Origin of the sequence: Cohaesibacter sp. ES.047, from assembly GCF_900215505.1 — a bacterium.
In the GTDB taxonomy this organism is placed as follows: Bacteria; Pseudomonadota; Alphaproteobacteria; order Rhizobiales; family Cohaesibacteraceae; genus Cohaesibacter.
This window is the reverse complement of sequence record NZ_LT907844.1, coordinates 4,098,170-4,110,354: the sequence shown is the minus strand read 5'-3', so window position 1 is coordinate 4,110,354 and position 12,185 is coordinate 4,098,170. Positions and strand designations below refer to the sequence as shown.

13 protein-coding genes and 1 tRNA gene are annotated in these 12,185 nt (G+C 49.1%); 9 read left to right on the top strand and 5 right to left on the bottom strand.

Annotation, left to right across the window (positions count from 1 at the left end):
- Positions 1–4: 4 nt before the first annotated feature.
- The 4 genes from CPH65_RS24340 to CPH65_RS18840 all read right to left on the bottom strand — a co-directional run bounded on the left by CPH65_RS24340 (position 5) and on the right by CPH65_RS18840 (position 2,902).
- Positions 5–427 carry a hypothetical protein gene (locus CPH65_RS24340; RefSeq protein WP_197703888.1) on the bottom strand — a complete coding sequence of 141 codons (423 nt, stop codon included), beginning with the start codon at positions 425–427 and terminating at the stop codon, positions 5–7.
- Positions 417–884 carry a Panacea domain-containing protein gene (locus CPH65_RS18850; RefSeq protein ID WP_096175285.1) on the bottom strand — a complete coding sequence of 156 codons (468 nt, stop codon included), beginning with the start codon at positions 882–884 and terminating at the stop codon, positions 417–419. Before CPH65_RS18850 ends, CPH65_RS24340 begins: the two co-directional genes overlap by 11 nt.
- Before the next feature lie 208 nt (positions 885–1,092).
- Positions 1,093–2,148 carry a plasmid recombination protein gene (locus tag CPH65_RS18845; RefSeq protein ID WP_096175284.1) on the bottom strand — a complete coding sequence of 352 codons (1,056 nt, stop codon included), beginning with the start codon at positions 2,146–2,148 and terminating at the stop codon, positions 1,093–1,095.
- A gap of 283 nt (positions 2,149–2,431) precedes the next feature.
- A complete protein-coding gene (locus tag CPH65_RS18840) occupies positions 2,432–2,902 on the bottom strand; it encodes a hypothetical protein (protein ID WP_096175283.1) in 471 nt (156 codons plus the stop codon).
- Positions 2,903–3,099: 197 nt separating this feature from the next.
- Here CPH65_RS18840 and CPH65_RS24010 point away from each other — a divergent pair, with 197 nt between their 5' ends.
- From CPH65_RS24010 to CPH65_RS18800, 9 genes are all read left to right on the top strand, one after another.
- Positions 3,100–3,345, top strand: a complete 246-nt coding sequence (locus tag CPH65_RS24010; protein ID WP_157747801.1) for a hypothetical protein — start codon at positions 3,100–3,102, stop codon at positions 3,343–3,345.
- Positions 3,345–4,475: a tyrosine-type recombinase/integrase gene (locus tag CPH65_RS18835; RefSeq protein WP_096175282.1), complete on the top strand. Its 1,131-nt coding sequence runs from the start codon at positions 3,345–3,347 to the stop codon at positions 4,473–4,475. Before CPH65_RS24010 ends, CPH65_RS18835 begins: the two co-directional genes overlap by 1 nt.
- A gap of 100 nt (positions 4,476–4,575) precedes the next feature.
- Positions 4,576–4,652 (top strand) — tRNA-Arg (locus tag CPH65_RS18830).
- A 210-nt stretch (positions 4,653–4,862) separates the two neighbouring features.
- Entirely contained in the window at positions 4,863–5,837 is a 975-nt protein-coding gene (locus tag CPH65_RS18825) for a hypothetical protein (RefSeq protein ID WP_096175281.1), read from the top strand.
- A gap of 142 nt (positions 5,838–5,979) precedes the next feature.
- Positions 5,980–6,594: a DUF938 domain-containing protein gene (locus tag CPH65_RS18820; protein ID WP_096175280.1), complete on the top strand. Its 615-nt coding sequence runs from the start codon at positions 5,980–5,982 to the stop codon at positions 6,592–6,594.
- 166 nt (positions 6,595–6,760) lie between these two features.
- Positions 6,761–8,548 carry a glycosyltransferase family 39 protein gene (locus tag CPH65_RS18815; RefSeq protein ID WP_096175279.1) on the top strand — a complete coding sequence of 596 codons (1,788 nt, stop codon included), beginning with the start codon at positions 6,761–6,763 and terminating at the stop codon, positions 8,546–8,548.
- Positions 8,549–8,587: 39 nt separating this feature from the next.
- Positions 8,588–9,436, top strand: coding sequence for a phosphatase PAP2 family protein (locus tag CPH65_RS18810; protein ID WP_096175278.1), 849 nt, complete (start codon positions 8,588–8,590; stop codon positions 9,434–9,436).
- 69 nt (positions 9,437–9,505) lie between these two features.
- The gene (locus CPH65_RS18805) at positions 9,506–10,270 is read left to right on the top strand and encodes a glycosyltransferase family 2 protein (RefSeq protein WP_096175277.1); all 765 of its coding nucleotides are present in this window, start codon (positions 9,506–9,508) and stop codon (positions 10,268–10,270) included.
- Between the two features lie 39 nt (positions 10,271–10,309).
- Complete coding sequence (locus CPH65_RS18800; RefSeq protein WP_096175276.1) at positions 10,310–10,663, top strand: lipid-A-disaccharide synthase N-terminal domain-containing protein; 354 nt, start codon at positions 10,310–10,312, stop codon at positions 10,661–10,663.
- 76 nt (positions 10,664–10,739) lie between these two features.
- Here CPH65_RS18800 and metC read toward each other — a convergent pair whose 3' ends face one another.
- On the bottom strand, positions 10,740–11,927 hold the full coding sequence (metC, locus tag CPH65_RS18795; protein WP_096175275.1) for a cystathionine beta-lyase: 1,188 nt from the start codon (positions 11,925–11,927) through the stop codon (positions 10,740–10,742).
- Positions 11,928–12,185 lie beyond the last annotated feature (258 nt).

The window sequence follows — 12,185 nt, the reverse complement described above, 5'->3', positions numbered from 1 at the left end:
TTTCCTATCCGGGATAAACGGCATGGTTACAATCAAGCCATACGACGTAAAAGCAGCTGCCGATCAAGAAACCATGAACTCTACCATATTCGTTTGCAGATAAACAAAACTGATATGGAGTATAGGCTTGGTATTGCTCATTTAATTGTACAAAACCGTCAGGTCTACTTGTTTTGTCCCAATTTATAGGATGACTGCGTATCGACCTGCTACGATTGCCGGTAAAATCGGAAACACGCCAAGACGAAAGGCTTTTGAGCCGATCCATAAGAGTTTGAGTATATCCAGCTTGAAATTCCGCGGGGCACACTTCAACATCAGTTGCATCAAAAAACTTAAAAGAAAACCGCAATATATCATCATCAGCAACGGCCGCCTTGACACCCGTACTTGAAACTATTTGGTTTTTTTTCTTTTTAATCGGCAATTTTCTGATAGAACTCTTTGGTGATTTTCTTTGAGATATAGGCGTTACAAGGCTCATCTTCCGAAATATCGCCACGAGCGGAAATCCATGGGCGCTCTTTATGCGTCATTATTTCCAAAGCAACCGCAGTTTCAGAGCCGAAAACATCAATAACCTCATCAATGTGTTTCTTCAGTTCCACCTTGAGATCAGGCTTCTCGATTTCTTCGTCGATAGGACGCCATTTGTAGCCCTTAAAACGATGATATTGAGACAAGGCCACAGGGCCATGGACCCATGCTTGAAACTGTTCCGGGGTTATCTCTTTGTCATAAAGCGCCAAATGCCAAGCGTCAGCATAATACATGAGCTTTTGAAGCTTAAGCGGAGTCAACAGTTCTCCACGCTCGCGTGATTCACATATTAAGTAATCTGCAAGAAGGGTGGATTCCTGATATTTTTCAGCTTCGCAAATCATATTAGGACCTCAACGCAGAAAAGCCACAAGGCAATCCTACCTTATGGAAATTAAAGACTCGTTCTTATATTGCGCCCGTAACGCATGTTATAAGATGAATAAATCAGCGCCATTGTCAATGACGCGACGAAAAATAGTGTTTCACAAATTGTTACACCAAGCGGATGCGCGTACAAAATTTCATTATATAAAACATGGTCAACCGTTTTTATCGTGAATTTTCACGTCTTTGCCTCTCCCTTGCGCTCATCAGAACAGCAATGCTTATTGTCTTTTCTCGTTCTGTAATTAAAAACTCTTTTTCGTTAAGCGTTTTTTCTCTTTCGTATATATATTTCATCTTTTTATTATATTCTTTTTCCAATTTATACTTTGTATCGCGAAGTTTAGATATTATTTTAGAGATCAAGCTTGAAACAGAACCTCTGGATTCAATGATTGATAGGTCCTTTTTACTTATCCCGTGAGGAGGACAAATTTCAATAGTTCCGCGCTCGAAAGCATCAAACTCACTTTGATCGCCACCTTCTTTGATAAAGAACGCGTCAACGCTTTCTTCAACCGCGTTCACGATCCTATTTCGTGAATATTCGAGAAACTCGACAGAGTGTTTCTGCAATCGTCGCGATATTTGAAGTTCAGTTTCAGCTGCGTTCAGCATTTCCGTGGCATGTTGACTTTTGGTTGTTGGTGATCTCGTATCTGTTGAACGGCTCCTTCTCAAGCCTAAAGGCTTGCAGACCGCCTCATATGAATCAAGCAGTCGATGATAGCTATCACGACCGGCAAACACAGGGTGTTCATGGTGGCTGACGTAAACTTTGCCGGGCTTTCCTTTGCGGAATTTTTGATAGGTAGGCACCACGGTTAAATGAGCGTGTTTGGTTTTTTCATCCTCATGAAATTCAAGATAAACCGCATTACTGCCGAATGTTTCCAACACCCATTTGGTGGTAATATTTTCCCATCTAGTGGAATTTTCAGGATTTAAATCGAAAAATTCAGGAGAAGCAGTCAGGATCAAAGAAGTGTATGGTGTTTCATTTCTTTTATGGATATGTGCCTTCTGAGATTCAATATAGTTTTTCGCTGATTGATAAGGGTCTTTCTCGATACCAATTACCGTTTTATTCAGCTTCGTTCTTTTTAGATCACAGTGGTCAATTCTACCTCTGGAACGACGACAATGATCCGTTTGTGACTTTAACTTACCGTCAGAAATTCGTTTTATATCTATAACAATATAGTTCTTTTCGTAATTCATCTACGGGCCCCATATCAATTTATTATTATAATGGGGAAATAGGAATTTTTTTAAAATAACGAAGGAATTTTTACATTGCTCACAAGGGAAAATGGATCCTCCTGAAGGCTCCTCCATTTTCCGTGAGCCAGAACCGCTGATCGCTCTTTCTGGACTTTCCGATTTCGGTCGGACTTCCGACCGATCATGCAATATCAATTCCGATATATATGTGTCTACATTGATATTGCATGATGCCTTTGCCAATCCATCGAAGGGCAAAGGCATGTGTTGGTTTGCAAAATCAGTGCATCAGGTGGCAATCCAGCCCTGTTTTCACGCTGATCTTTTCACAGGAATAGACTGTACCCTTATCCTGATCGATTATCGTGTATTTCCCGGGGTGGTCGAGACCGACTTTGGCGTTGCCATAAGGCAATGCCCATATACCGATCATCGTAACCGTTGCCCAGACGGGTATCATCAATATCACCGCGATAAGGATCTTGCGATTTGACACCACATGAAAGGATCTCTGCTTTCGAACAATATCCTCAAACTCCTTTTCTACCTTCTTCATCCCGCGCAGCATCCGGTCCATGATGGAGTTCGCAAGTGTCGCAACTTCCGTCATGGACGACCCCATTGCCTTGACGTGCTTCTCCGATTGTATCGTGGACTCCAGAAACTGATGTTTCTGTGTTTTGGCTATCTCGCTTTCGCGATTCAATAGGCGTTTAACAATGTCTTCTTCGTTGAATTTTTCGTCTGACAATTCAATTCTCCTCAACTGTTCGGTGGTCGTTGTTGGGGAAATAGGGCCTTTGTCTGTGATCGCATGTCATTTTGAAAAAATTAACCATAACCTTGATTAAAGTTGCCATTTTGTTCCGAATTTCCGGAGCCAGCCAATGATTCCGATGAGCGGCCATTTTTTGGTCCTCATTCCAAATTTGGTTGAAGGAAAAGCACTTGGATAAACGTCTTTTGAAACGGAAAGAAGCCGCCGCATATTGCAATATGTGCGCAACCACATTCTCTCACTATGTGACTATAGGAATGCTGCCAAAATCAATACCAGTTATTGGCCTTTATGATCGTAAAGCAATCGATTTGTGCCTTGATGCAATCAGTGGCTTGTCATCTAATGATCCTGACGATGACCCGTCAAATGCGGCATACAAACGTCGCCAAAGTCGGAAGAGCAGGGGGCTGTGATGGTGGCTGCAAAACTAAAAGGCATACATAAATATTCTAAAAAGCTCGCCGACGGGACGTGTACGTATTATTACAAGGTCAATCGCGAGAAAGGATCTCCGGTGTTTTGGCGGAGCAAGAACAAACCAGAACCTGAGCCTGTCAGCGACCAGTTTCTTGATGCGTACAATAACGCCAAGGCTTCCCTCAACGTCAACGGCACCCTTCCAAAATCGTTCTTCTCTATTAATGATCTGATTACAGAATTTCGAAGATCTGGAGAATGGGCTAAGCTCGCGCGAGATACCAAGCGGGGGTACGAAGAAGTATTCGCGCTTATCTCTGATGAATTTGGTGATGATGATATCAAGATTTTCGAGGCTACAGACTTTTTTGGTGACGTATTGGAATGGCAATATCAATGGTCCGATCGTCCTCGAAAAGCCGACCGACTTGTTCAGGGTCTTACCCGCCTTGCTAATTTTGCCAAATACATGAAGAAGATCGACAATCACGTATTGTCTGGTATCAAAAGACTGCATAGAGCTGATCGCTCTGACATTATCTGGACAACAGAAGAAATTGAAAGGTTTTGTGCAGATGCGAGCCCGCAGCTAAGGTGGGGATTGTTACTGGCCAAATATACCGGTCTTCGTCGGCACGATCTGGTGTCTATAAAAACCGACGCAGACAAAGGTTACAAGTTTGATTGGCACTCACACAAGAGCAAACGTCGTAATTCAAATGGAAGTATTGCGAAACAGAAAAGATTAGCCATTCCTATACATTCAGAAATACGAAAGATCCTTGAAGAAATAGCCCATTATAAAGGTTCGAGAAGCATTCCTGTTTCGACTCTTACGATACTTTGTAATGAAAATGGAAGAGCGTGGACCAAGGATGGGTTTTCTACCAGTTTTAATCGCCATCGCGATAAGCATGGGATTGATAAACATCTGCATGATCTCAGGGGTAATGCATGTACGGAGTTTAAATTGGCTGGCTTTTCCAATGATGAAATTGCACGTATCCTCGGATGGGAAAGGGAGCGTGTTGAAAAGTTGATTGAATTGTATGTTTCGGATAAAGAAATTGCAAAAAGCCAGAAGGAACGTTATGAACGCGCAACAGAAAGAGAACAGATTCTGTAAACCAGCTGTAAACCCGCTGTAAACCTCAGTTTCCGTTCTTTTTTGTTCTCCATAGCACCGCGCATCAAACATCTGTTTTTATTTGATGTTTTTGTGATGAGGCCCCTTAGCTCAGTTGGATAGAGCAGCTGACTTCTAATCAGCAGGTCGAGGGTTCGAATCCTTCAGGGGTCGCCATTTTCTCCATGGCCTTTCCGGTAACAGCTTCTGCAGGTGACGAATCCCTAAAGGTTTGTCCATTTAACCCTTGTTTTGGGTCAGAATCCCCTACTGTTTTGTCTATCCTAAGTTGCGTACAGAGTCTTAGATAATAATTTCTGTATCAAGAATAAGAAAACATTGCTTTTTGTCGGTCGAGCCTCAATCATATTCGCCTAGAGGTAGCAGATGACAGACTATTCAAACCAACTTATCGACTTTATGTATGTGGACCGTCCCAAGGTTTCTAGCTTCCTAGCTCAGTTCATGGCCGAAGGGCTAGTTGTAGAGCACAATATTTCTCAAGAGACAGAGGCGAATAGGAAGCTGGGCCTATCTACATCCGCTAGGATTGCCAGTTTTCTGGGAATGTCTGTCGATGCATCTGGAGAATATGAAAGAGGCTCAGCCGATAAGTCCTCAGAAACAATAAAGAAGAACCCAGAGTGGGCCCAGGCCAAAGCTCTTATACAATATGTAGCCGATGCGCAGGTGCAAGAGCCGGATGATCTGAAAGTTGGAACATTAAGAATTCTTATCGGTAAACTCCAAATATATGACCTAACACCATTCAGGCAAATAGCCGACAATTCTCGTCTTCTTGATGCAATAACAAAGGCCATAATGCTGAGACCTGAAACCTTGGTGCCAGATCTAAGTAGAATAGATGACGAAATTGCATCCTTGGATACAGGAAATTTAGGCCGAAATTGCTTAAAATCTGCTCCCCAAAAACGAAAGGAGCTTAAGCAGCAAAGAGAAACAATTATTGGCAATTTCAATATCTACCTCGACGCAATAGTGGAAGGCATTAGCCACGTTGTTCGGTATTCACCATTCTCGGTGGTTGCCGTGCTGGAAACATCTGACGACTGCTATTGGTTCTCATTAAAGCAAGAATCATTGCTGCACGATCAAGGCGATACTCTGTTGAAATATGGTTACGCCATTGATGGAGATTGGTCTGTCGCCTGTATACTTGACGGAGACTCCAAAGATTTTGAAAGCCGAGAAGAGGATGAACCGGCGGATGAAGCAATCATATGGGCAACGTTAGCCAGACCAATTGCAATTGCTGGTCGGAAAGTGGTCGGGAGGCCAGATCACTTTAGAAGTTTAATGCCTCTGGTTGTGTTTCGTAGCCTGGGGCAAATATTAAGATAAAACAACTGGAGTTTTTTGGCGGACAGAACAATGAGGAATTCCTGACCAAACCTTTTCCGCGCGTTTAAAAAATCTCAATGAAATCAAGGGCTGAAAATTGGCTTTTGGACAAACCTATCGGGATTCTACAGCAGGAGCGCCTATGTCCGGTTCCGCATCAAAACTCTCCAGTCCATCCGCTCAACGCAACCGCGAGCCAATTCGCTTGCTTTTGCAAGACGTTCTGCCAACAAGCGGTCTCGTTCTCGAGCTGGCCAGTGGCACCGGCGAGCATATCATTCATTTCGCACAGCATTTTTCCCACCTGATCTGGCAACCGTCTGATCCATCAGAAGAAGCACGGGCTTCCATCGCGGCATGGATCGAAGACGTGGAACGCGACAATTTGCGCCAACCATTGACGATTGATGCCTCACGTGAGGATTGGACCATCGAAGCGGCAGATGCGATCATCGCCATCAATATGGTTCACATCAGCCCATGGGCCGCAACTGAAGGGATGATGAAGACTGCCGGAAAGCTGTTGCCACAGGGTGGCAAGCTCATTCTTTACGGGCCCTATCGACAGAAGGGACAGCCCTTTGTCGAGAGCAACGCTGCATTTGACGGCTCATTGCGCGAACGCAATCCCGAGTGGGGTGTCCGTCATCTTGAAGATGTCGTTGATCTGGCAAAGCGCTCCGAATTGGACCTTGTCAGAACAGAAACCATGCCCGCCAACAATCTGTGTGTCGTGTTTGAGCGCCAATCGGCTTAAGCCACCGATGCCATCGATGCGCTTGCCTGAGAAAATGGGGCAGGGTTCTTTTTAGTTTTTGCACCCTGCGCCGGATCGCCCTGTGCAATCGGGAACAAATCCGTTATAGGATCGGGCAGACCCAACCATCCAGCGCCTATCAAAGGCTCAAGCCGGTGAGAGACACATGTCAGACCTTGGCCAATTCCCTCAGGATCCCAACCGCCCTGAAGGCCATCCAATGCCCAATACCAAGACCGGAGCGCATTGGCACCAATCCGGCGACAGGCACCCTGTTGAGCCTGATTGGATCACGTCCCTGAGCGATGCCATCCAGAACGGCCTCAATAGTTTGTGTTCCTCGCGCATCAGGTCTTTTCTTGCCCTGATGTTGTTCGCTCTGGTCTGCTTCCTGCCGGGCTTCAATTCCATTCCGCCGGTTGACCGCGACGAGGCGCGATTTGCTCAAGCCTCCAAGCAGATGATGGAGGCGGGCGACTATGTCGATATCCGTTTTCAGGATGGCACACGCTACAAGAAACCGGTCGGGATCTATTGGTTGCAGGTGCTCAGCGCAAAGGCGACGGGACAGGGGGAAAATGCCCCGATCTGGGCCTATCGCATTCCGTCTCTTGTCGGCGCGCTATTGAGTGTCGGGCTGACTTTCCTCATTGGGATGCGCATGGCTTCTGTGCGTGTTGGTTTTCTGGCCGGATTGGGCATGGCGGCGGCTATCCTTTTAGGGGTGGAAGCGCGCCTCGCCAAGACGGACGCCATGCTGTTGGCAACGATCCTCGCTGTGCAATGGCTGCTTTGGGAGCTTTATGATCAACGCTCGGGCCTCAAACGCTGGCAGGGGATCCTGCTGTGGGCCTCACTGGGCGTTGCCGTGCTGATCAAGGGGCCGATCATCCTGATGGTGTCCGGCCTGACCATTCTGTTTGTCACGCTACAAGAGCGCTCCATTGGCTGGCTGAGGGGGACGGGCTGGAAGATTGGTATTCCGCTCTTTCTCGTCATAACGTTGCCGTGGTTTATCGCCATTGGCATTCACACCGACTGGGGCTTCTATCTTGAATCCGTCGGCAAGGACATGATCGGCAAGGTGGCCTCAGGCAAAGAGTCGCACGGCGCACCTCCGGGCACCTATCTTGCCGCCACGATTGGCACCTTCTGGCCGGTTTCGGTCTTTCTGATCCTCTCGGTCGTCTGGATCTGGAAGCAGAAGAAGCTCAAGTCCGTCCGCTTTGCCCTCTCATGGATCGTGCCGACATGGATCCTGTTCGAGCTTGTGCCCACCAAGTTGCCGCATTACATCCTGCCGGTGCTGCCTGCGCTGGCGATTCTGACCGCAGCCGCTCTTGAAAACCTTGCAACCATCTGGCGTCCGCTTTGGGCGCGGATTGTCGCTCTGCTTATTCCGATCATCAGCATCGTGCTCGGTCTCGGTGCGCCCATTGCTCTCATCGTGCTTGAGGGCGCGATCAATCCCGCAGCGTTTGGGCTGGGGCTTGTCGCCTCTGGACTTGGCCTGTTGTGCTATGCTGTTTTCATCCGCGGGCGCGTGATGGCGGCCTTCATTCTGGCTGCCACTGTGGCGCCGATCCTCTACCTCTCGATCCACGGAACGATTTTCCCGTCCTTCCGATCCGTCTGGCTTTCGAACCAGCTTGAGGAAACGGTCAATCGGGTCAAGCCATGCGAAAGCGTGGAAGTGGCCAGTGCCGGCTATTCCGAACCCAGTCTGGTTTTCCTTCTGGGCACCGATACGCAGTTCAGGGGCGGGCAGTCAGCCGCAAAATTCCTGACCGAGGCCGGTTGCCGCATCGCCATCGTCGAGCGTCACGAGGAAAAGGGCTTTTTCGAAGTGATTGATAAGCAGCAGGCTCAGATCGAGGAAATCGCGCGTGTGGACGGTTACAAGCTGAACGGCGGTAAATGGCAATCCTTTGGCCTCTATCGCCTCAAGATGTAAGCTGGCACCGCACAATCAAACTGGATTAGACTGATAAGCATGGCAATTCTCGACGCTCTGACATCCGCCGCCAAACGCCTTGGACAACAATACCGGGCCTTTTCCCTTGTGCGCAGGAAACGAGGTTTTCGGGCGCGATCCGGACTTGATCTTCCAGCTATTCAACATCCGAATTGGCAGTTGATTCTGGTGGTGATGGCCAGCCTTGTGGCGCTCGGTTTCCTGTTTTTCGATGAAGCCGCTGGCCATTGGCGGAGCACCATTTCGGGCGAGACTTATCACTTCTTTCGCGCCTATACTGATTTTGCCAAATCCGAGGTTATCCTCGTACCAGCCGGGATCACTGTGCTCGCTCTTGGTCTGTTGCCATGGCACCGCCTCGACAAGGCATCAGTGGCCGTTGTGACCCGGTTCCAGATGTTCGGCCTCTATGCCTTTGTCGCGGTTGCCGGGTCGGGCATATCCAACAATCTCATCAAAATGATGATCGGGCGGGCGCGGCCACGTTACTTCGATCAATTGGGGCCGCACCACTTCGATCCCCCGGGCTTTTCCTCGGGCTTTCAGAGTTTTCCATCAGGCCATTCGGCGACTGCCGGAGCAATGGCCATCATCTTCATCCTGTTGTTCCCTCGGCTCAAGTGGATCTGGCTCGGTGTTGCCTTCTGGATCGGTGTGTCGCGGATCGTGGTTGGAGCCCATTACCCCTCTGATACGGTGGCAGGTCTGACTTATGGTGCCTCATTTGCATGGCTGCTCGCCCTTTGGTGTGCCAATCGCCGTCTGCTGTTTCGGTCAGAAGCCGGATTAATCAGGATCCCAAAAACAAGCGCACTATCTCTTGGCAAACTCTACAAGGCTCTTCACATGATGCGCCAAAAAGCCTAAGAGAAAGCGACTTCGGCGCAGTCACTGTGCCGGTCGATACCCATTTGCGTCTTGAGTCAGGACATCCTCATGCTGGACACCTTGCCACCGATATCCCACGCCTGCGATGTATCAGTCATCATCCCGTGCAAGAACGAACGCGACAACCTGGCGTTCCTGATCGACGAGGTTGGCAATGCACTGACAGATCTGAGCTTCGAACTCATCATCGTCGACGATGGCTCGGATGATGATACCGACACGTTGCTTCGGGACTATGCAAGGACGCGCCCATGGCTGCGACACCTTCGGCACGCGACATCTTGCGGCCAGTCAAACGCAGTGAGAACGGGTCTTTTGCATGCGCGCGGCGAATTCATCGCTACTCTTGATGGCGACGGGCAGAATGATCCTGCCTTTTTCCCGCAAATGGTCGCCGCCCTGAGAGAGAAGGGCCCTGACTATGCGCTTGCGGCAGGCCAGCGTATGAAGAGAACGGACGGTTTCGTGAAAAAACACGGATCCCGACTGGCCAACGCCATTCGCCAAAAGCTGCTCAAGGACAACACCCGCGATTCCGGCTGTGGTCTCAAGGTCATCCGCCGTCAGGTCTTTCTCAACCTGCCATTCTTTGAAGCCTGGCACCGGTTTCTTCCGGCGCTCGTGGTGCGGGAAGGACTCAAGATCGTCCATATCGACGTGATTGACCGCGGCCGTAGCCATGGCAATTCAAAATATGGAATCTTTGACCGGCTCTGGGTTGGCATCATCGACATGCTGGGGGTTTATTGGTTGCGGAAACGGCGTCAGAAAATACCCACCATTACCGAAATCGATCTTGGCAACTCTAATTAGACACAGGCAGCATCCGCGCACTCGTCAGAAAGACAGACAATGCTAGAGACCCTCTGGATCGACCTTTCCAACTGGCTTCATACCGTCTTTGTTCAGCAATTCGATGTTTGGCTCATTCTTGGCTTTCTGGCCCAGGCCATGTTTACCATGCGCTTCGTCGTACAGTGGATTGCGAGCGAACGGGTCGGGCGGTCTGTTGTTCCGGTGGCTTTCTGGTTTTTTTCTATCGGGGGCGGCGCGCTTCTGTTTATTTATGCGCTCAAGCGCGGTGATCCTGTCTTCATTGTGGGGCAGGGTGCCGGTCTTTTCATCTACCTTAGAAACGTGCGCCTCATTTATAAGGAGCACAAGTCCAACAAGCTGATGGAAAACTCGCCCGTCGAGAAAAGCTGATCCGATCACGTTCGCGTCTCGACAAAAAAATGGCGGCTCATTGGCCGCCATTGATGTTTGAAGTGGTCTTCACGGCTCAGCGTGCCGCCGCTTTAAAGGCAGCGAACCCCTGTTCGAGGTCGGCTTTGAGATCCTCGATATCTTCCAGCCCGACATGCAGCCGCAACAACTGGTTCGTCTCTTGCCAATTGGTTGCCGTGCGATGCTTTTTCGGTGCTGGATGAGTGACCAGGCTTTCGAACCCACCCCAGCTGAACCCGAAGCCAAAGAGGTCGAGCGCATCAATCATCGCGCGGGCCTGACTGACCGTGCTGTCCTTGAGCACCAGACCAAACAATCCGCAAGACCCCGTAAAGTCACGTTTCCACAGGGCATGCCCCGGATGGCTTGCGAGGCCAGGGTGCAGGACGCGATCAACCTCTGGCCGCGCTTCGAGCCAGCGCGCAATCTCCAACGCATTCTGTTCATGCTGGCGCAGGCGCATCGGCATGGTTCTAAGGCCCCGCAGCGCCAGATAGATATCGTCCGGTCCCACGTGATACCCCAGCGCACCGTGCACATCGAGGAGGCGCGACCAGTGCTTTTCATTGGCGGACACAGTCCCCAGCATCGCGTCGGAATGCCCCACGATATACTTGGTACCGGCAGTCACAGATATGTCGACCCCATGGGCGAAGGCATCGAAGAACAGCTGCGTACCCCATGTGTTGTCGAGAACAACCGCGATATCTTTGGCGTGGGCAGCTTCGACAATCGCTGGAATATCCTGAATTTCAAAGGTCTCGGACCCCGGCGACTCGGTGTAGACCGCGACCGTATTATCCTTGAACAGCTTGGCAATCTCCGAGCCGAGCAACGGATCGTAATATTCGACCTCGACCCCCATGGGAATGAGAATGGTATCTGCAAAATGCCGGGTTGGTTCATAGGCTGTATCGGTGATCAGAACATGCTCACCGGTTTTCACTACAGACAGCAATGCCAGAGTACAGGCAGATAGTCCGGAAGGGGTGAGCACCGTGCCATGGGCGCCTTCCAACTCGGCAACAGCCTGTGTCAACGCGTCGATGGTGGGACTGCTGCGACGGCCGTAATAGTATTTTGCCTTCTGAAGATAGAGGTCTTCGGTCTTTTCGAAAACAACGGTTGAACCATGGACGACCGGTGGATTTACAAATCCGTGATTGTCCGAAGGGGACCGTCCGGAAAGAACAAATTGGGTGTCCTTTCCGTATGATTTCTTATCTTTTGATTTGTCGCTCATTGCTTTGGCCAACCTCTGCTCTTCGCTGTTCTACATTCATGTGAAATAATCGTCGGAAACTCAGCCTAAAAGAACCAAATATTTCCGTTTAGCACCAATAGAGAACATTTTTCGTGTGTTTTATTCAAATTCGTGGATATCACTGCATATTTCCTCTTGACCGAAGTCGAATAATTTCCTTCGATGTCAAAGTCAATCGTCCGTGTGGCGATGTGACCAAGCAATCTCTTAGCAGTGCCGTCAGGCTTCACCCATAAA